This is a genomic window from Leisingera sp. CC-HEC096 (assembly GCF_059429235.1).
Map to the genome: position 1 here is coordinate 1,847,585 of NZ_JCAIJS010000001.1, position 19,269 is coordinate 1,866,853.

At 64.8% G+C, this 19,269-nt stretch carries 16 protein-coding genes; 4 read left to right on the plus strand and 12 right to left on the minus strand.

Going from position 1 to position 19,269, the window contains the following annotated elements; genetic code table 11:
- Positions 1-151 precede the first annotated feature (151 nt).
- The 3 genes from AC5STI_RS09075 to AC5STI_RS09085 form a co-directional block, all read right to left on the minus strand.
- Positions 152-784: a CatB-related O-acetyltransferase gene (locus AC5STI_RS09075; RefSeq protein ID WP_495446436.1), complete on the minus strand. Its 633-nt coding sequence runs from the start codon at positions 782-784 to the stop codon at positions 152-154.
- Positions 785-949: 165 nt separating this feature from the next.
- The gene (locus tag AC5STI_RS09080) at positions 950-1,408 is read right to left on the minus strand and encodes an Lrp/AsnC family transcriptional regulator (protein WP_495446437.1); all 459 of its coding nucleotides are present in this window, start codon (positions 1,406-1,408) and stop codon (positions 950-952) included.
- Positions 1,405-1,860: an Lrp/AsnC family transcriptional regulator gene (locus tag AC5STI_RS09085; RefSeq protein ID WP_490399155.1), complete on the minus strand. Its 456-nt coding sequence runs from the start codon at positions 1,858-1,860 to the stop codon at positions 1,405-1,407. Before AC5STI_RS09085 ends, AC5STI_RS09080 begins: the two co-directional genes overlap by 4 nt.
- A 133-nt stretch (positions 1,861-1,993) precedes the next feature.
- On the opposite strand from AC5STI_RS09085, the gene ilvC reads away from it, so the two are divergent.
- The 3 genes from ilvC (at position 1,994) to AC5STI_RS09100 (ending at position 5,164) form a co-directional block, all read left to right on the plus strand.
- Entirely contained in the window at positions 1,994-3,016 is a 1,023-nt protein-coding gene (gene ilvC, locus AC5STI_RS09090; protein WP_027236799.1) for a ketol-acid reductoisomerase, read from the plus strand.
- Between the two features lie 241 nt (positions 3,017-3,257).
- Positions 3,258-4,166, plus strand: a complete 909-nt coding sequence (locus AC5STI_RS09095) for a DMT family transporter (protein WP_495446438.1) — start codon at positions 3,258-3,260, stop codon at positions 4,164-4,166.
- A 92-nt stretch (positions 4,167-4,258) separates the two neighbouring features.
- Positions 4,259-5,164, plus strand: coding sequence for a DMT family transporter (locus AC5STI_RS09100; protein WP_495446439.1), 906 nt, complete (start codon positions 4,259-4,261; stop codon positions 5,162-5,164).
- A gap of 14 nt (positions 5,165-5,178) precedes the next feature.
- On the opposite strand, the gene glmM is transcribed toward AC5STI_RS09100, so the two are convergent.
- The 9 genes from glmM to AC5STI_RS09145 form a co-directional block, all read right to left on the minus strand.
- The gene (gene glmM, locus AC5STI_RS09105; RefSeq protein ID WP_495446440.1) at positions 5,179-6,525 is read right to left on the minus strand and encodes a phosphoglucosamine mutase; all 1,347 of its coding nucleotides are present in this window, start codon (positions 6,523-6,525) and stop codon (positions 5,179-5,181) included.
- A 24-nt stretch (positions 6,526-6,549) separates the two neighbouring features.
- Positions 6,550-7,545, minus strand: coding sequence for a dihydropteroate synthase (folP, locus tag AC5STI_RS09110; protein ID WP_495446441.1), 996 nt, complete (start codon positions 7,543-7,545; stop codon positions 6,550-6,552).
- Positions 7,542-8,462, minus strand: coding sequence for a dihydroneopterin aldolase (locus tag AC5STI_RS09115; protein ID WP_495446442.1), 921 nt, complete (start codon positions 8,460-8,462; stop codon positions 7,542-7,544). The genes folP and AC5STI_RS09115 overlap by 4 nt, the downstream gene beginning before the upstream one ends.
- 129 nt (positions 8,463-8,591) lie before the next feature.
- Entirely contained in the window at positions 8,592-9,245 is a 654-nt protein-coding gene (locus tag AC5STI_RS09120) for a cell wall hydrolase (protein WP_475046841.1), read from the minus strand.
- A gap of 172 nt (positions 9,246-9,417) precedes the next feature.
- Complete coding sequence (locus AC5STI_RS09125) at positions 9,418-11,994, minus strand: putative PEP-binding protein (protein WP_495446443.1); 2,577 nt, start codon at positions 11,992-11,994, stop codon at positions 9,418-9,420.
- Between the two features lie 236 nt (positions 11,995-12,230).
- Positions 12,231-14,456 carry a glycine--tRNA ligase subunit beta gene (glyS, locus tag AC5STI_RS09130; protein WP_495446444.1) on the minus strand — a complete coding sequence of 742 codons (2,226 nt, stop codon included), beginning with the start codon at positions 14,454-14,456 and terminating at the stop codon, positions 12,231-12,233.
- Positions 14,457-14,466: 10 nt separating this feature from the next.
- Entirely contained in the window at positions 14,467-15,714 is a 1,248-nt protein-coding gene (gltS, locus tag AC5STI_RS09135) for a sodium/glutamate symporter (RefSeq protein ID WP_495446445.1), read from the minus strand.
- Entirely contained in the window at positions 15,690-16,211 is a 522-nt protein-coding gene (locus AC5STI_RS09140; protein WP_495446446.1) for a DUF6446 family protein, read from the minus strand. Before AC5STI_RS09140 ends, gltS begins: the two co-directional genes overlap by 25 nt.
- Positions 16,212-16,228: 17 nt before the next feature.
- Positions 16,229-17,170, minus strand: a complete 942-nt coding sequence (locus tag AC5STI_RS09145) for a glycine--tRNA ligase subunit alpha (RefSeq protein WP_495446447.1) — start codon at positions 17,168-17,170, stop codon at positions 16,229-16,231.
- Between the two features lie 272 nt (positions 17,171-17,442).
- On the opposite strand from AC5STI_RS09145, the gene AC5STI_RS09150 reads away from it, so the two are divergent.
- Positions 17,443-19,215: a trypsin-like peptidase domain-containing protein gene (locus AC5STI_RS09150; RefSeq protein WP_495446448.1), complete on the plus strand. Its 1,773-nt coding sequence runs from the start codon at positions 17,443-17,445 to the stop codon at positions 19,213-19,215.
- Positions 19,216-19,269: the final 54 nt, after the last annotated feature.

The window sequence follows — 19,269 nt, forward strand, 5'->3', positions numbered from 1 at the left end:
TCTCCAAGGGCTATACGGCGAAGCGGTGCGTAAATGACAGGCTAAGCGCGACAGAAAGCGGGTGCATTTGCGCTAAAAGCGTTTCATGTCGGCATCCAGTCGACGCTTATCTTAGCGTCCGCCGCAAAGTGACAATCCCAACGGGCCGCAGCTACCGCTGCCCGGATTTGATCCGGATGATTTCCTCAATAGCCGCCTCGGCATTCTCAAAGGTCACCCCCGCCATCTCAAACGGCGAAAGAGTCCACCACTCAAGGTCCAGCAGACGACGGATCACATCCTGGGAAAACCGGTAGCGGACGATCTTTGCCGGGGAACCGCACACAATAGCATAAGGCGGCACATCCTTGTTTACAAAGGAACCGGCGCCGATTATGGCACCGTCGCCTATCGAGACGCCCCTGCGAATAACGGCCTTTGCCCCGATCCACACATCATTGCCGATAACGCAGGGTGCAGCGGGCTGCCATTTTCTGGAAGGCAGGTCTGTATAGCCTTCGACCTCATCAAAATGATGTCCGTTGTATTGAAACGGCGAGATGCTCAACCAGCCGGACGGGTGCTCCGGCGGCCCCACTTCCACCGACCTGGCAATGGCGCAATAGCGGCCGATTTTCGAGTGCACATGAATTCTGGAATACCGGTTGATGTAAGTATAGGCGCCGACACGCACATGGGCATCAACCTCCACCCCATAAAGCTTTACTGGATATTCAAGCCTGGCGGACTCCGCCACCTGGTTCCTGCTTAGCCGCGCCTTGAGTGCACGGAGGAAACGGTTCAAGTGCCGGAATCTGCGCAAAATCACACCTGGAAGAAGCCACTGGGATCAAAAGGACTTTCCGGGCCTAGTTCGCCCGGCAGAACAAATCCTGTCCATCAGTTCGGGTTCGGGCCGGCCAAGTCAAGAGGCATCCGGTATCCTACTCTGAAACAGACCTGCCCCGCCTCATCCCAACGGCCCCAACCTTCTTTCCTCACTCAGGAGCACGTTGGCCTCAACGTTGCCCACCCCCGGCAAGGTCATCACCCGGCGGCGCAGCACGCGTTCGAAATCGGAAATGTCCCGCGCCGTCACCCGCAGACGGTAGTCGTACATGCCCAGCACATGCTCCACCGTCTGCACCTCGGGAATGGCGGAGACCGCGCGTTCGAAATCCTCCAAGGAAACCCTCCCCTTGGTCGCGAGCTTCACCCCCAGAAAGACAGTCACGCCAAACCCAAGCTTCTCCTTGTCGAGTTCCAGCTTGCGCCCTGCGATGATCCCCGCCTCCTGCAACCGCTTGATCCGCCGCCAGGTGGCAGGCTGGCTAAGGCCCAGCTGCCGCCCCAGCGCGCCCGCCGATTGCGTCGCATCCTCCGACAAGGCCCGCAGAAGGGCAAAATCGAGATCGTCCAGCGCTGTCATACCGGCAGCACCTCATCCGACTTGATCCGCGCTACATGCATCAGCGCCTCGATATCGGCGATATGCGGCAGCGTGAGAATGCGCGTGCGGTAGATCTGCTGGTAATGCGGCATGTCGCGCGCAATCACCGAAAGCCGCACGTCGACCTGGCCCAGGAAGGTCTGGATCTCCAGCACCTCCGGGATCTCGCGGGCGGCGGCAATGAACTCGTCAAAGGCGCGCGGGTTGGTCTTGTCCAGCGTCACCCGCAAGGAGACCTCGACCGCGTAGCCCAGGCTGCGCCAGTTGATCACCGCCCGCTGTCCCAGGATCACCCCTCCGTCGCGCAGCTTCTCCAGCCGCCGCGACAGCCGCGAGGCGGTCATGCCCAGCCGGTCGGCCAGATCCGGAATCGATTGCTCCGGGTCGCTTTGCATATGGCGGAGAATGCGCCGGTCGAGATCATCAAGCATGATTTCATCACTATCATTCAATTTGACGAATGGCTATCGCAAAGAAACTGGAAAATACATGCGCGACTGCAATCGCATTCCCTGCCCGCTTGCCTATGATGCCTTTCAAACACCAAACGAAAGGACGTGGATCATGCGCGTTTATTACGACCGCGATTGCGATGTGAACCTGATCAAGGACAAGAAAGTGGCCATCCTGGGCTATGGCTCCCAGGGCCACGCCCACGCGCTGAACCTGCGCGACTCCGGCGCCAAGAACCTTGTCGTTGCCCTGCGCGAAGGCTCCCCCTCGGCCAAGAAAGCCGAAGGCGAAGGCCTGCAGGTCATGGGCATCGCAGAAGCGGCCGCCTGGTGCGACGTGATCATGTTCACCATGCCCGACGAACTGCAGGCAGAGACCTACAAGAAATACGTCCACGACAACATCAAGCCCGGCGCAGCCATCGCATTTGCCCACGGCCTGAACGTCCACTTCGGCCTGATTGAGCCGAAAGAAGGCGTCGACGTCATCATGATGGCGCCCAAGGGTCCGGGCCACACCGTGCGCGGCGAATACACCAAAGGCGGCGGCGTGCCCTGCCTGGTTGCGGTTCACACCGACGCCACCGGTAAAGCGCTGGAAACCGGCCTGTCCTACTGCTCCGCCATCGGCGGCGGCCGCTCCGGCATCATTGAGACCAACTTCCGCGAAGAATGCGAAACCGACCTGTTCGGCGAGCAGGCAGTTCTCTGCGGCGGCCTGGTTGAACTGATCCGCTGCGGCTTTGAGACCCTGGTCGAAGCCGGCTACGCCCCGGAAATGGCCTACTTCGAATGCCTGCACGAAGTGAAGCTGATCGTTGACCTGATCTATGAAGGCGGCATCGCCAACATGGACTACTCGATCTCCAACACCGCCGAGTACGGCCAATACGTCACCGGCCCGCGCATCCTGAAGTACGACGAAACCAAAGCCCGCATGAAGGCGGTTCTGGAAGACATCCAGCAGGGCAAATTCGTCCGCGACTTCATGCTGGAGAACCAGGTTGGCCAGCCGACTCTGAAAGCCTCCCGCCGTGCCAACGACGAGCACCTGATCGAGGAAACCGGCGCCAAGCTGCGCGGCATGATGCCCTGGATCTCGGCCGGCAAGATGGTCGACAAAGAGAAGAACTAAGGCGCCCGCGGAAACCTCCGCTGACCTTACCTCTGCAGGGCGCTCCGGTTTGGGGCGCCCTTTTTCTTCAGAAAGCCACTTTCCAAACCTGTCGCCCGGCCGATAGGCCGGGCAGCGCCCGACCCTCCCCACGGGAGGGCGCTTCGCACCCTCCCAGGGTCAGGCGCCGCCCTCCCCGATTTGTCAGCAGCAGCGCAGTTTTCCGGCAAACCGGCAAGCCGCCAGTGATTGAGGTATTGTAATGAGCGACTCCCCCGGTGCCGCCAATTGGGCCAAGCTTCTGTTCCTCGGTGTGATCTGGGGCGCCTCTTTCATGGCGGTGTCGCTGGCGCTGCGGGGCTTCCCGCCGATGACCATCGCTGCGCTGCGGATCTCAATCGGCGCAATTTGCCTCTTGGCCGTCGTCTATGCGATGGGCATCGGCCTGCCCTCACCGCGCACGTGCGACGGCCGAATCATCTGGGCCTGCGCCATTGGTATGGGGTTCTTCACCAACGCCCTGCCCTTTACCCTGCTCAGCTGGGGGCAGACTTACGTGGCCAGTGGCTTTGCCGGGGTCTGCATGGCGGTGGTGCCGCTGTTTGTGCTGCCGCTGGCGCATGTGCTGGTGCCGGGTGAGCATATGACCCTGCGCCGCACCATCAGTTTCCTTATCGGCTTTGCCGGCGTCGTCGTGCTGATCGGGCTCGACGCTTTCCGCTCCGCCGGGACCGACTTTGAATCTCTCGCCCGCCTGGCCTGCCTGGGCGCTTCGCTCTGCTACGCCATCGGCTCGATCATCACCCGGCTCTGCCCGCAGGTGAATATGCTGTCGCTCTCCGCCGCGGCGCTGCTTTGCGGAGCCTGCATGATGACCCCCGCCGCGCTCTGGGCCGAGGGCGTGCCGGAACTGCCCGCCGCCCTGCCGCTCGGCGCCGTGATTTACCTCGGACTGCTGCCCACTGCGCTGGCTCAGGTACTGCTGGTCCAAGTCGCCCGCAGCGCCGGGCCTGCCTTCCTGTCAACCGTGAACTACCAAGTGCCGGTCTGGTCGGTGATCTTTGGCGCAGCGCTTCTTGGAGAAACCCTGCCGCCGCAACTGTTTGCCGCGCTGGCGCTGATCCTCGGAGGCCTCCTCCTCAGCCGCAGCCGCCGCCCGCGCGCGGCGTGAAGCGCAAACCGTTCGATAGATAACAAAGCAATTGCCATTGACCCCGCCCGCCCGGCGGGGTCTTGTCGCGCGGTGAACGGCAAGAGGACCCCATGCCCGATATTGCACCGCGCTACTGGCTGATGATCGCCACCCTCGGCTTTGTCTGGGGCGGGACCTTTCTGCTGATCAAGCTGGCGCTGGACGGTATCACCCCCTTCTGGCTGGCCGCCGGGCGGATCGGCTTTGCCGCGCTCCTCTTGTGCGCTGTCTGGGGCTGGCGCGGGTTCAAGCTGTTCCGGGGCGAGGCCAATTGGACCTCGTTGGTGATCATCGGCATTCTCAGCACCGCCCTGCCGTTCATGCTGATCTCCTGGGGGCAGCAGCATGTGTCCTCCGGCTTTACCGGCGTCAGCATGGCGGCAATCCCGCTGATGGTGCTGCCGCTGGCGCATTTTTTCGTGCCGGGCGAGCAGATGACCCTGCGCCGCCTGATCGGCTTTTCCATCGGATTTGCAGGCGTCGCGCTGCTGATCGGCGGCAAGGCGTTTGAGACCAGCGGGGCCGAGCTGGAGGCCTATGGCCGCGCCGCCTGCCTGTCAGCGGCGGCCTGTTATTCGGTCAGCTCAATCCTGACCCGCCGCCTGCCGCCGGTGGATCCCGCGGGGCTGGCGGCCGTCCTGCTGGTGATCGGCTGCTTCATCATCTTTCCAGCCGCCTGGGCCGCCGAAGGGCCGCCGGTGATGCCGGACGGGCGCACCCTGCTAATCGCCGCCGTCCTGGGCCTGATCCCCACCGCCGCCGCCAACCTCCTGCGTGTCATCGTGGTGCGGGAGGCTGGGCCGACCTTCATGACCCTCACCAACTACCAGGTGCCGGTCTGGGCCGTGGTGCTTGGGGCGGTATTCCTAGGCGAGGAGCTGCCGCCCTCGATGCTGCTGGCAATGGTGATGATCCTGGGCGGCCTCGGCCTCAGCCAGTTCGGCAGGCTAAGCCGCCTGTTCGGCAAAGGGGACTGAGCGCCCCGTCCGCTTTACTCCGCGACGGCAGCCTCGACCGCGGCGACAACGCTGTCGACCGCCAGCGTCATCAGCTCGGCGTCCTCGCTTTCCGCCATCACCCGCACCAGCGGCTCTGTGCCGGACTTGCGGATCAGCAGCCGCCCCTGCCCGTCCAGCATTTTCTCAGCGGCGGCAATCGCATCCTGCACGTGCTCATCTTCCAGCGGAGCCTGACGGGCCTCGAACCGCACATTGCGCAGCCGCTGCGGAACGGTTTCGAACTGGTGCGCCAGGGCGGACGCCTTCTTGCCCGTTTGCACCATCTCTGCCAGGAAATGCAGCCCCGCCATCAGCCCGTCGCCGGTGGTGGCATAATCGCTCATCACGATGTGGCCGGACTGTTCGCCCCCCAGGTTGAAACCGCCCTCGCGCATCCGCTCCACCACATAACGGTCGCCCACGGCGGTGCGCTCCAGCCCCAGCCCCTTACTCTCCAAATGCCGCTCCAGGCCGAGGTTCGACATCACCGTCGCCACCAGCGCGCCGCCCGCCAGCTGGTCCTGCTCGGCCCAGCGGGTCGCCAGCAGCGCCATCAGCTGGTCACCGTCGGCCACGGTGCCGGTCTCGTCGATCACGATCACCCGGTCCGCGTCGCCGTCCAGGCAGATACCTGCATGGGCACCATGCGCCACAACCGCCTCAGCTGCCGTTTGCGGCTGGGTCGAGCCGCAGCCGCGGTTGATGTTCAAGCCATCCGGCGCCACCCCAACCGGGATCACCTCGGCGCCCAGCTCCCACAGCACCTCAGGTGCTGTCCGGTGCGCCGCGCCATTGGCGCAGTCGATCACCACCTTCAGGCCGTTGAGGCCCAGGTTGCGCGGCAAGGAGCTCTTGACCCGCTCGCCATAGCGGAAACGGGCATCGTCGATCCGCTTGGCGCGGCCGATGTTGGCGGCCTGAGCAGGCTCGACACCGGCGTCGATCAGCGCTTCGATCTCCAGCTCCGCACTGTCCGACAGCTTGAACCCGTCGGGGCCGAAGAACTTGATGCCGTTGTCCTCGGACGGGTTGTGGCTGGCAGAGATCATCACCCCCAGGTCCGCCCGCATCGAGCGCGTCATCAGCCCGACCGCAGGTGTCGGCACCGGCCCCAGCAGCAGCACGTTCATACCGGTGGAGGTCAGCCCCGCCGTCAGCGCGTTTTCGAACATGTAGCCGGACAGCCGCGTGTCCTTACCGATCACCACCCGGTGCACCCCGGTGCCATCGCGCCGGAAATAGCGCCCCACGGCGGCGCCGATACGCAGCGCCATCTCGGCGGTCATGGGGTGGATATTGGCAGTGCCGCGCACGCCATCAGTGCCAAAGAGCTTTCGCATTATTTTTTCCTGCCCAAAAAGGCCTTAGCGGACGGCCTGCCAGAGGCGCAGGGCCTGAACCGTCTCAGCAACATCATGCACCCGCAGAAATTGCACGCCTTGCGCCAAGGCCGCAAGCCCCACTGCTATCGACCCCGGCGCCCGGGCCTCAGCGCGCGGCTCCTCGCCGATCTTGCCGATGAACCCCTTGCGGGACACCCCCAGCAGGATCGGGCAGCCAAGCCCGTGAAACAGGCTGAGATTACGTAGAAGCGTCAGATTGTGCTCCTGCGTCTTGCCGAAGCCGATGCCCGGGTCGATCACGATTTGCTCGCGGATCACCCCGGTGGCTTCCAGCCGGTCGATCTGCTGCTCCAGAAAATCATAGACGTCCAGCAGCACATTCGCATACTGCGGATCGTCCTGCATGGTGGCCGGATCGCCCTGGGCATGCATGATGCAGACCGGCACGCTGGCCTGCGCCGCCAGCGGTGCCAGCGCGGGATCAAAGGTGAAACCGGACACGTCATTCAGCAGATCCGCCCCCGCCTCCAGCGCCTCCAGCCCGACAGTGGCCTTGCGGGTGTCGATGGAGACCGGCACGGAGCTTTCAGCCCGGATTGCCGCGATCACCGGCGCGGTGCGGGCGATTTCGTCAGCCTCGGTCACTTCTGCGGCGCCGGGGCGGGTGGACTCGCCGCCCACATCAATGATCGTTGCCCCTTCGGCCACCATCCGCAGCGCCGCAGCCTTCCCGGCCTCGACACCCGCATGTTTGCCGCCGTCGGAAAAACTGTCGGGTGTCACATTGAGGATGCCCATGATCTGCGGCTGTGTCATGTCCAGCCCGGCGATCGAAGCCCGTCGCGCGCTCAGACGGCGGCGCTCCATTTCCGGCACAAGACCGGCCGGCACGATCCGCGGCGGCGCCTCGCGGCTCAGGATCTCTACCTCGGTGAACCACAGGGCACTGCCCGCCAGCGGAACCGCGCCCTCAGGGCGCGCCTCGCCATGCTGAACCAACGGCCGGTAATATTTCACAGTTGTGCTTGCTCCACGCTGACGGCCCGCAAGGGGACGCCGGGATTATCAGGCAAATCCCCGCCAAGCACAATCATTTCACCTGCCTCGAATGTGGCGGCGAACCAGGCCGCCAGCGCCACCGAGTTCGAGGGCGGCGCCGAGGGCCCGTCCACAGCGTCCAGCACGATCTTGGAGGGCGCCCAGACGCAGATCTGGCCGTTCTTCATCGCCCAGTCCAGCTCGGTCCGCGTAGAGACAACCACGCAGCGGTCGTCCTTGGCCGCCAGCCGCCAGGCGTTCTGCTCGATCGCCAATAGATCGATGCGCCGCTGGGTCCACTTGTGCCCTGTTGCGGGCACCTGCAGCGGATGGGCGCCTACACACAGGATCAGGGGCCGCTTGCGGCATTCCATCTGGTCAATCCAGCCCGTCAGGTTATCGCTGTCGATGGCCGCGTTGGACAGATACATCAGCCGCGGATGCGGGCGTTCTTCCTCATCCACCAGGTGACTGATCTGATCCTTGGAGCGCACGACCTCGACACCCAGCGCACCCGGGCCGCGGTCCAGCTTCTCGATGCGCACGAAGGCGCGCACCGCCTGATGCTCCAGCAGGATCCGCTCAGCCACGCGTTCGGCCAGGGTTTCCAGCAGGTTCAGTCGCTCTGCCGCCAGCTCATGCGCAATCGCCTCTGTCACCTTGTCATAGGACAGGATGCGGTCGACATCGTCATCCAGATCCTTGGGCAGCGGCGCCACTTCGACCACCACGTTGAAGCAGATCCGCTGGGTGGTGCCCCGCTCGGCCTGAAACGCACCGATCTCAACCTCGACAGTGTGATCGCGCAGCGAAATGCGGTCCAGCGGACCCGGCGCGGCCGTGGCCACGGAACGCTCGGACGGATGCGCAAAGGCGAGGCGGATTTCAGAGGGCATGGGAAAACGGGCCTTTGGCTGGCTGTGTCGGGTGTGGGTCCCAACAATAGACTTTCGGCGCCTTCATAACAGTCCCGCAAACGCCATGCCAGTAGCTGAAAGCGGCACGGATATGCCGCCTTCAGGCACTCAGTTGCTCAGCGCGGTCCGGTAGCGATCGTCGCGGTAGAAGACATGCACACCGATGCGCGTGGTGTTTGTGAACACCCGGCTCCAGCGCGGCCGCACCGCAGTGGTGTGATAGTAGGTCGCGCCTTCCGTCAGCTCGGACTTCAGCCCGTCCATTGCCGCACGCGCCACCTTGGCCACCCGCTGATAGGCCCGCTTTTCGTTGATCACTTCCTTGTAGCCGTCGCAGGTGTAGGTGAACTGGCACTGGTACTTGCGCCCGGTCCCCTGGTTGATCACCCCGCACAGCGTATTCGGGAACTGGGCGCTCTTGACCCGGTTCAGGATCACCTCCGCCACAGCGAACTGGCCCTTAACGGTCTCGCCCCGGGCCTCAAAGTACAGCGCCTCAGCGAGACAGGCAAACTGCTCGCCGCCTGTCGCTTTCGGACGCGAATCCAGCCACGCCTTGCTGTATTCGATTTTTGCCTGAGGTTTGCGGGCCTTCAGCGTACTCGAGCGAAATCCAAACAATCCGCTGAACTTTCGCGCTGGTACTGCGTTGAGACTGGCCTGTTCGCGTTCGATCAGCGTATCCAGGCCGGTTTCGGCAGCAACACTTTTACCCATCGTGATGGTGGCAGCCATCACGGCAATCATAGTCAACAATTTCATTCAGGGTTCCCCCGTCCTAACAGCCTGCACCCGTGTTTCCCCGGCACATGCGGTCGCATCCCTTAATGGAAATGGGCCGCAACGTCCAGCTTGCGGCCCAAAGCCACGGCGGCATGGTTAACGCCTGCGCTGCGCACCGGCCGCCGCCGCCGGCTGAATGCCCTGAATTTTCCTAATATTTAGTGTAAGTTGGCGCCATCTGCCCGGTTTTGCTGCCTATCGCCAGCTGGGCGGCGGCTAACCGCGCAACCGGCACACGGAATGGCGAGCAGGATACATAGTCAAAACCCGCGTCACGGCAAAATGCAATCGATTCGGGGTTGCCGCCATGCTCTCCGCAGATCGACAAGGTGATGTCCGCGTTCTCCGCACGGCCGCGCTGGACCCCCAGTTTCAGCAGCTCTCCCACCCCGTCCGTGTCCAGAACGTGGAACGGATCTTCCGGAAAAACGCCCTGATTGACGTAGTCCGACATGAACCGCCCCGCGTCGTCGCGCGACAGCCCATAGGTCATCTGGGTAAGGTCGTTGGTGCCGAAGCTCAGGAAGGCTGTATGCGGTGAAATCTCGCCCGCGCGCAGGGCTGCACGCGGTGTTTCCACCATTACGCCCAGGCGGTAGGTGAAATCCTCGCCGCGCTCTGATTTGACCGCCGCGGCCACCGCGTCGATGCGGGCCTTGACCAGCTCCACCTCGCGTTTCGCCGACACCAGCGGGATCATGATCTCCGGCACCACCGGATCCCCCCACTTGGAGGCCTCCAGCGTGGCTTCAAAGATCGCGCGCGCCTGCATGTCGTAGATTTCAGGCACCGTGACCCCCAGCCGCACGCCGCGCAGGCCCAGCATCGGGTTGTATTCGCCCATCTCCTCAACCCGGCGCGTCACATCGCTGACCGGGATGCCCAGCGCCTCCGACAGCTCGCGCTGGCCGGTCTTGGTGGCGGGCAGGAACTCATGCAGCGGCGGGTCGAACAGGCGGATGCAGACCGGCATCCCCTCCATGATCCGGAACAGCTCGCGGAAGTCGTCGCGCTGCATCGGCAGCAGCCGCTCCAGCACCGCAGCCCGGCCGGAAGGAGTCTCGGCAAAGATCATCTCCCGCATCACCGTCAGGCGGCCCGGGTCAAAGAACATATGCTCCGTGCGGCACAGCCCGATGCCCTGCGCGTTGAATCTCCGTGCAGTTTCAGCATCTTCCGGCGTATCTGCATTGGCCCGTATGCCAATGTCGCGGGTATCGTCCGCCCAGGCCAGCAGGGTCAGCAGCGCACCATCCTGGGCCGCTTCCAGCATCTCCGGCTGGCCCGCCAGAACCTGGCCGCTGCTGCCGTCGATGGTGATAATGTCTCCAGCTTTGAACACCCGGCCGTCCGCCGCCTCCAGTGTCTTGCGCTTGGTGTGGAACTTCATGTTTGCCGCCCCGACGATACAGGGCAGCCCCAGCCCGCGGCCAATCACCGCGGCGTGGCTGGTCATGCCGCCCTTCTCGGTCAGTACCCCGGCGGCGGCGTGCATGCCGCGCACATCCTCCGGCGAGGTTTCCCGGCGCACCAGGATACAAGGCTCGCCGCGGGCGGCACTTGCCTGTGCCCCGGCGGCGGTAAAGACCAGCTTGCCGGTGGCCGCGCCAGGACTCGCGGCAATCCCGCGGCCGATCACGTCGCGCTTGGCATAAGGTGCCACCTGCCGGTGCAAGAGCTCATTCAGGATATGCGCATCAACCCGCATCAGCGCCTCTTCCTGCGGAATGATGCCATCCTCCGCCAGCGCCACCGCAATCCGGACCGCCGCCTGCGCCGAGCGCACCACCCGCACACCGTCCAGGATATGCACCCGGCCGTTGTCGACGACGAATTCCAGCTGCATCTCCTCGCGCAGCTTGCGGCGCATCAGTGCGGCATGGGCCTGCAGATCCTTAAAGGCTTCCGGCGCCAGTTCCTCCAGCGACAGCCCGCGGGCGTCCTTGGCCAGGTACAGCGCCCCGGCCCCCGCCCCCAGCGCATCACGGCCCTGGCTCTGGCTCAGGTAGCGCCCGGTCAGCTGCGGTTTGCCGGTGGTAGAGTTCACCAGCTGCAGCACGCCGGAGCCGCACTCGCCCTGCCCCACACCGGGAATCATCTCCTGCACCACAAGCCCGAGGCCCGCATCGGCCGGCGCGCCCTTGGCCTGGCGCAGGATCCGCGCCGAGGTGCCCTCCCACGCCCGCGCCATCGAGCGCAGCACCGCCGCCAGCTGCTCGCCCGGGTCCTGCGGGAACGGCTCATCGGTTTCCGCCTCATAGGCGTGCAGGATCTCGCTCAGCGCATCCGGGCCGCCGTCCTCGACATCGTCGAACACATCCGGGTCCAGCCGCGCCACATGCACGGCGTAGGACTGCACGAACCGCAGATACAGCGCCGCCGCCGCCTCGCGGCCCAGGGTGTCGCACAGGTCGACATAGCGCGCATCATTCATGCCGATGTTCAGGATCGCGCCGGGACCGCCCCAGTCCGGGTCCTCGGACGAGGGGCGCACGCACAGCAGCGCCTCCGGGTCGAATTCGCTCAGAACAGCCGACAGGTCAGGCATCTGGCCCTCGGCAATCGCATGCACCGCATCAAAGGACAGCGCCACCGTGCGCGGCACCGGCAGGTCCAGACGCACCAGCCGCTGCAGGCATTTCGCCCGCCCGCCATGGGTGGCGGTGGCAATCGGTGCGGTGGCGGTTATGAGGCTGGCCGGCGGGGTCTGTTCGAAATCTTTCTGCACTGCAGCACGTCTCCTTTGCCTGTCACCATAAGGGGATGCAGCGATGGCGCAAGAGCCTTGTAACGGCCTGCGGAGGCGGAAAGCGGTCTGGAAACGAAAATCCGGCCTTGCCTTGCGGAGCGAGACCCGTCCAGGAAACCGTCCGGGGGACGGTTTCAGAGCTGAACGGGCGGAGCCCGAAACCGGAGCCTCCGGCGGGAGTATTTTTGGAAAGCTGAAAGGGCGGCCGCGCCCTCTCAGCCTTCGACCTTGGTAAGGTCAGCCACTTGGCCGCAGACCTGGCGGATCTGGCTCAGGAGGTTGAGGCGGTTGCGGCGCAGCACCTCGTTCTCGGCGTTCACCTGCACCGCTTCAAAGAACGCATCGACCGGCGCGCGCAGGGCGGCCATGCCCCGCATGGCTGCCGCGAAATCTTCGGCCTCGATGGCCGGAGAGATCGCCGCCCCGCCTGCCTCCAGCGCGTCAAACAACGCTTTCTCCGCCGGGTCCTCGGCAAACTTGCGGTCGGCACCGAAGGAGTATTCCACCCCGTCCTTTTCCTCCGCCTGGCTGAGGATATTGTTGGCGCGCTTGAAGCCTTGCAAGAGGTTCTCGCCATCCTCGGTCTTCAGGAAATCCTCCAGCGCCCGGGCGCGTTTCACCAGCAGGGTCAGGTCGTCATTGCCGTCCATCGCGATGCAGGCGTCGATCACGTCGTGGCGGATGCCCTGATCACGCAGGAAGACCTTCAGGCGGTCATGGAAGAAGGAGAGCAGATTGTCCGAGGCATCCGGCACCTTGCGCCCCAGCGTCAGAAAGGCCTCTGCCGCGGTGTCGCCGATGCTGGCTTTCACGGCCTCGAAAGCCGAACCGAACACTCCGTGCTCGGCAATCTCTTTCAGCAAGTCATTCACGTTTTCTTCCGGAAGCGCATCGTTGGCTGCGCTTTCTGCCCGCAGAAGCTGGCTGTCGAAGAACCGGTCCAGCCGGATCCGCACATCATTCTCCAGCACCAGCCGGATCACACCCAGCGCGGCACGGCGCAGAGCAAAGGGGTCTTTTGAGCCGGTAGGCTTTTCGTCAATTGCCCAAAAGCCGGTCAGCGTGTCCAGCTTGTCGGCCAGCGCCACGGCGACAGAGACCGGCTCCGAGGGCACATCGTCACCCGGACCCAGCGGCGAGTAATGCAGTTCGCAGGCGTTTGCCACTTCTTGCGGCAGCCCTGCAGCCTCGGCGTAGTAGCGGCCCATCAGGCCCTGAAGCTCGGGGAACTCATAGACCATCTCAGACGACAGGTCCGCCTTGGCCACCCGCGCTGCCTGCTCTGCCAGATTGGCATCGGCACCGACCACCGGCGCGATATCGCGCGCCAGCGCGGCGATCCGGTCAATGCGCGCGGCCTGGGTGCCCAGCTTGTTGTGGAAGGTCACGTTGCCGAGGTTCTCGACCCAGGCGCTCATGCCAGCCTCGGACTTTGCCGTGCGCAAGTCATTCTCCCAGAAGAACTTGGCATCGGCCAGACGCGCGCTCAGCACCTTCTGGTTGCCCGCCAAGATGGTGGCGCCGTTGTCGGCGGTTTCGCGGTTGGCCACTGTGATGAACTTCTCGATCCGCCCGGTCTTGGGGTTCTTCACCGAGAAGAACTTCTGGTGCTCCTTCATCGAGGTCTGCAGCACCTCCGGCGGCAGCTCCAGGAACTCCGCGTCAATCGCCCCCATCAGCACCACCGGCCATTCAACCAGACCTGCGACCTCAGCCAGCAGGCCCTTGTCCTCGACCACGTCCAGGCCGCTGGCGAAGGCCTGATTGGTGGCCTCCTGCCAGATCGCCTCCGCCCGCTCGCGGGCGTCCAGCACAACATAGGCGCGCTTCAGCTTGGCGGCGTAGTCGTCAAAGCCGCTTACAGTGATCTCCTCCGGCGCCATGAAGCGGTGGCCGCGGGTGGTGTTGCCGGACTTGATGCCGTCGATATCCAGATCGACCACGGAGGTGCCGTTTTCATCCGACAGGATGCACAGGATCGAGTGCAGCGGCCGCACCCAGCGCAACGCGCCTGCGCCCCAGCGCATGGATTTCGGCCAGGGGAAGTTGCGGATGGTGTCTTCCAGCACCTCTGCAATGATCTCCGCCGCCGGGCGGCCCGGCTTCTCGATCATGGCGAAATAGACCGCGCCCTTGGGGGTCTCGCGCTCCTCCAGCTGTTCACGGGTCAGCCCCGCGCCGCGCAGGAAGCCCTCGATTGCCTTGTCCGGTGCGCCAACCTTGGGGCCCTTGCGCTCTTCGCGGACGGTGGGGCTTTCGGCCAGCAGGCCGTCCACCGCCAGGGTCAGGCGGCGCGGCGTCGACAGCGCCGCGGCACCAGCATAGGTGAGGCCCGCCTCGACCAGGCCATCGGTCACGCGCTTTTTCAGGTCCTCGGCGGCACGCGCCTGCATGCGGGCCGGGATTTCCTCGGAAAAGAGTTCAATGAGCAGGTCGGGCATCTGGATGTCCTCAGAAGTTCACAATCGCCTGGATGACGATCGCATTGGCGATATCAACAAAGAAGGCGGATACAAGGGGGAGCACGACAAAGGCAATAGGCGACGGCCCATACCGTTTCGTGACAGCGGTCATATTGGCAATGGCGGTCGGGGTGGCGCCCAGCGCAAAGCCGCCAAATCCGGCAGCCAGCACCGCGGCTCGGTAGTTGCGTCCCATGACCGGGAACAGGACCCAGATCACAAAGGCTACCGTCAGCAGGGTTTGCGCGGCCATGATCACGGCAATCACAAGCCCCAGTTCGGTAATCGTCCAAAGCTGCAGGCTCATGAGGGACATTGCCAGGAAGGCGCCCAGGGCGAATTCCGAAATCAGCGCCAGCGTCGGCGTGCGCGAGACCGGAGCGGCGGCGGGCACCAAAGCGCTGCGCAGGTTCGAAATCACGATGCCCATGATCAGGCAAGGCACGAACAAGGGCAGTTTCAACCCCGCAGCGGCAATTGCGCCATGCAGAATAAAGCCCGAGATGATTGCCAGGTTCAGATACAGCAGCACCCGCATCACAGTCAGGTGGTCGATCCTGGACACCGCCGGGCGGGCCTCATCCGGCAGCCCGACCGTGTGCTGCTCATACGGGCGGTCCGGGGCCAGGCTGCGGCCTTCGACCAGCAGCCGCGCGATGGGCCCGCCAACCAAGGCAGCCAGCACCAGCCCCAGGGTGGCCACGGCCACGCCCAGCTCGGCAGCCCCTTCAATTCCGGCAGCTTGCGCGACTTCCGGGGCCCAGGCGATGGCGGTGCCATGCCCGCCGATCAGCGCCGCTGAGCCGAACAGCACACCGGTCTGCAACGGGTAGCCGAACAGCATTGCCCCGGCAACACCAACCACATTCTGCAAAACGATGGCCAGCAAAGTCAGCACAAGCAGCAGCAGCAGCGGCCGCCCGCCTGCAATCAGATCCGAAAGCCGTGCGTTGAGGCCGATACAGGCGAAAAACAGAACCAGCAGAAAGTCCCGCGGCGCCAGGTCAAAGGACAGCTCTAAATCAAGCAGCGCGTACATGCCCAGCACTGCCAGCGACCCCAGCAGCCCGCCCGTCACCGGCTCAGGAATATTGAAACGCCGCAGAGCGTCCACGCGCGCGTTGATCTCCGCCCCCAGAAGATAGATGGCAAATCCAAGCGTCAGCGTGAGAAAACCGGGTATCTGGTAGGCTTCACCCACAGAACGGCCTGTCAGTTCCTGGGCCGGGGCGGGCATTCCTCGCCCACCACGGTGCCGTCATAGGCTTTCTGGCCGCAGTCATTCAGCTCATGCCAGACATAGCCGCGGCCCTCTTTGGTGACGGCGACGATGCGGTCAACGCCATAGGAGATGTTCTTGACCGACAGGAACGACTTGGCCGAGCCATCGGCCAGCTTGGCGCCGATGGCCGCAGCTTCGAAGCACTCAAACCACTCCGGCGCATTTCGCGGCTCAGTCTTGTCCGACAGGGTAAAGACCTGCGCTAGCTCGTCCGGAGAAACCTTGGTGGTGAAACAGGCCCGGTAGCGGATCGGAGAGCTGTCAGCATCAATTGCCTCAAAGTCCGAATATGCAATCGGCTGCCCCTCGCCGCCGTCCAGCGGCACTAGCATCACATCGCGGCCGGGTTGCAGCGCAACCTCGTCATAGAAGCCATAGACCTGCAGGTAGTACATCGCCCCCCCGGCCGCGAGGCCGGAAACGATCAGGATCAGGGCAAGGAATTTCCCCATAACGTGCTGTCCCCTGCTTAGGCCGCGGTCTCAGCCTGATGGCCGCCGGCCTCGGTCTGCACAAAGGCGTCGGCGCATTGCTTGGCCAGCGCACGGACGCGGCCGATATAGGCCTGGCGCTCGGTGACCGAAATCACCCCGCGGGCATCCAGCAGGTTGAAGATATGCGAGGCCTTGATGCACTGGTCATAAGCCGGATGCGCCATCACGATCCGCTTGCCGGTCTTGGGGTCCTGATGCTCCTGCGCCAGGATCGTGGCGCATTCGGCCTCGGCCTCCTCGAACTGGCGCAGCAGCACCTCGGTGTTGGCCACGTCAAAATTCCAGCGGGCGTATTCTTCTTCGGTCTGCTTGAACACATCGCCATAGGTCAGCGGGATCGGCGCGTCCGGATCGTTGAAGGGCATGTCCATCACGTGATCGACGCCCAGAACATACATCGCCAGACGCTCCAGACCATAGGTCAGCTCGCCCGAGACCGGATGGCAGTCATGGCCGCCGACCTGCTGGAAATAGGTGAACTGGCTGACTTCCATGCCGTCGCACCAGACTTCCCAGCCCAGGCCCCAGGCACCCAGCGTGGGGCTTTCCCAGTCATCCTCGACAAAGCGGATGTCGTGCAGCGACATGTCGATGCCGATCGCCTCCAGCGAGCCTAGGTACAGCGCCTGAAGATCCGGCGGGCTCGGTTTGATCAGCACCTGGTACTGGTAATAGTGCTGCAGACGGTTCGGGTTCTCGCCATAGCGCCCGTCGGTCGGGCGGCGCGAGGGTTGCACATAGGCCGCGGCCCAGGCCTTGGACCCCAGCGAACGCAGCGTGGTCGCCGGGTGGAAGGTCCCGGCGCCGACTTCCATGTCATAGGGCTGCATCACCGCGCAGCCTTTGGCGGCCCAGTAGCTCTGAAGCCTCAGGATAATCTCTTGGAAGGAGCGCGGCGCGCCGTTGGTCTGGGTCATCTCTCATCCCTTTTGGGGCAGCGGGCCTTCAGGGCCGGCCGGGGCAGCAATTGCGGGGATCTTCCTATGCAAGCCTATGGTCAGGGTCAACGCCCTGCGGGCGCTGGCACCGCCGCTGCGGCGCGCCGCACGCAGCGGATCGGCAACAAAAGTGCGGGAATGCGGCAACGGGCCGGGAATTCCCCCTGCCAAGAGGAGTTCCCTTCGGCCGCTCAAAATGCTTTACCTCCGCGGCAAAGAATAAGAGTTCTTCCGGGATACGAGGCACACACATGAAAAAACTGTTTGCCGCTCTGGCCCTGCCGCTGATCGCGCTGGCCATTGCGTTCTCTGCGCCGGTTTCGGCGCAAAGCAGCCGGGATGCGGTCTGGATCCAGATCGCCGCCCGCTCCTCTCTGCGCGAGGCCGAAACCGAGGCCCGCCGCTATGCCGCGCGCCTGCCGGATGTCTCTGGCTATGCGCTTGGCGGCGGCTGGTACGGCGTGGTTCTGGGCCCCTATGCGCGCGATGACGCCGAACGGGTGCTGCAGGTCTACCGCGCCGAGGGCCAGATCCCGCGCGACAGCTTCATCGCCTTCCGCCGCAACCTGGGCAGCCAGTTCTACCCGGTGGCCGCGGATGCCACCCAGCCCGCAGAACCGGCCCCTGCCCCGGAAGCCCCGGCAACGGCAACGGCAGAGCCGGAACCGCAGCAGCAGGCGGGCATCCAGACCACTTTGCCCGATGAGACTCCCACCGAGGCCCGGCGCAGCGAGCGCGCGCTGAGCCGCGAGCAGCGGATGGAGCTGCAGGTGGCGCTGAAGGCCGCAGGCTTTTACGACGCCGGCATCGACGGCGCCTTCGGCCGCGGCACCCGCGCTTCGATGAGCAACTGGCAGGCCGCCCGCGGCTTTGAGCCGACCGGCGTGCTGACCACTGCGCAGCGCCAGGTGCTGATGGACGAATACAACGCGCCGCTGCTCTCCGTCGGCATGGCCCGAGTTGAGGACGCCAAGGCCGGCATCGCTCTGCAGATGCCCGCGGATGAGGTAGCTTTCGACCGCTATGAATCGCCCTTCGCTCATTACACCAGCAGCGGGGATCTCGGCGCGCAGGTGCTGCTGATCAGCCAGCCCGGCGACAAGCGCACCCTGTTCGGCCTCTACGACATCCTGCAAACGCTGGAAATCGTGCCGCTGGAGGGCCCGCGCCAGCGCGGCAGCGACAGCTTCACGATCGAAGGCCGCAACGACCGGATCGTCTCCTTCACCCAGGCCAGCCTGAAGAACGGCGAAGTGAAGGGGTTCACCCTGATCTGGCCCGCCGGCGACGAAGACCGCCGCGCCCGGGTTCTGGCCGCGATGCAGGCCAGCTTTACCCGCCTCGGCGGCGTGCTGGACCCGGCCGCAGGCGGCGACGCGGTACAGGACATCGACCTGGTCGCCGGCCTGGAGATCCGCAAACCGAAACTGTCTCGCTCGGGCTTCTTCGTGGACGGCAACGGCAGCGTCCTGACCACCTCGGACGTGGTGGCGGGCTGCTCCCGGATCACCCTGGACCACGGCTATCAGGCTGAGGTTGCGGCCAATGACGCCGCCGGCGGCATCGCAATCCTGCGCCCGGCAGAACCGCTGGCCCCGGCCGCAGTGGCCGAGCTCAGCACCTCCTCGCCACGGCTGCAGTCCGAAGTCGCGGTCTCCGGCTTCTCCTACGAGGGCGTTTTGGGCGCACCGAGCCTCACCTGGGGCAAGATTGCCGACGTCAAAAGCCTCGATGGCAACACCGCCGTGGCGCGCCTCGACCTGGCCGCCCAGCCCGGCGACGCCGGCGGCCCGGTGCTCGACAGCACCGGCGCGGTGCACGGCATGCTGCTGCCGCGGCAACCCGACGGCAAGCAGCTGCCCGAGGGTGTGAGCTTTGCGGTCAACGCCGAAGCCCTCCGCGGCGTGCTGAGCGCGGCCGGGGTGACCGCGGCCAGCAAGTCCCCCGCCGCAGGCAGCCTGCCCAGCGCGGCAATCGCCCGGCTCGCCTCCGGCATGACCGTCCTGGTCAGCTGCTGGGAGTAAGCACCCGGCCCGGATACGGGCGCTGAGGTTCAGAAAACATCAGCCGGCGCGCAC

What these genes read in the sequence shown, in the direction of transcription:
- AC5STI_RS09080 (WP_495446437.1), bottom strand. Translation starts at nt 1,408, where the DNA reads ATGACAGCGCTGGACGATCTCGATTTTGCCCTTCTGCGGGCCTTGTCG.
- AC5STI_RS09085 (WP_490399155.1), bottom strand. Translation starts at nt 1,860, where the DNA reads ATGCTTGATGATCTCGACCGGCGCATTCTCCGCCATATGCAAAGCGAC.
- ilvC (WP_027236799.1), top strand. Translation starts at nt 1,994, where the DNA reads ATGCGCGTTTATTACGACCGCGATTGCGATGTGAACCTGATCAAGGAC.
- AC5STI_RS09095 (WP_495446438.1), top strand. Translation starts at nt 3,258, where the DNA reads ATGAGCGACTCCCCCGGTGCCGCCAATTGGGCCAAGCTTCTGTTCCTC.
- AC5STI_RS09100 (WP_495446439.1), top strand. Translation starts at nt 4,259, where the DNA reads ATGCCCGATATTGCACCGCGCTACTGGCTGATGATCGCCACCCTCGGC.
- glmM (WP_495446440.1), bottom strand. Translation starts at nt 6,525, where the DNA reads ATGCGAAAGCTCTTTGGCACTGATGGCGTGCGCGGCACTGCCAATATC.
- AC5STI_RS09115 (WP_495446442.1), bottom strand. Translation starts at nt 8,462, where the DNA reads ATGCCCTCTGAAATCCGCCTCGCCTTTGCGCATCCGTCCGAGCGTTCC.
- AC5STI_RS09120 (WP_475046841.1), bottom strand. Translation starts at nt 9,245, where the DNA reads ATGAAATTGTTGACTATGATTGCCGTGATGGCTGCCACCATCACGATG.
- glyS (WP_495446444.1), bottom strand. Translation starts at nt 14,456, where the DNA reads ATGCCCGACCTGCTCATTGAACTCTTTTCCGAGGAAATCCCGGCCCGC.
- gltS (WP_495446445.1), bottom strand. Translation starts at nt 15,714, where the DNA reads ATGCCCGCCCCGGCCCAGGAACTGACAGGCCGTTCTGTGGGTGAAGCC.
- AC5STI_RS09140 (WP_495446446.1), bottom strand. Translation starts at nt 16,211, where the DNA reads ATGGGGAAATTCCTTGCCCTGATCCTGATCGTTTCCGGCCTCGCGGCC.
- AC5STI_RS09145 (WP_495446447.1), bottom strand. Translation starts at nt 17,170, where the DNA reads ATGACCCAGACCAACGGCGCGCCGCGCTCCTTCCAAGAGATTATCCTG.
- AC5STI_RS09150 (WP_495446448.1), top strand. Translation starts at nt 17,443, where the DNA reads ATGAAAAAACTGTTTGCCGCTCTGGCCCTGCCGCTGATCGCGCTGGCC.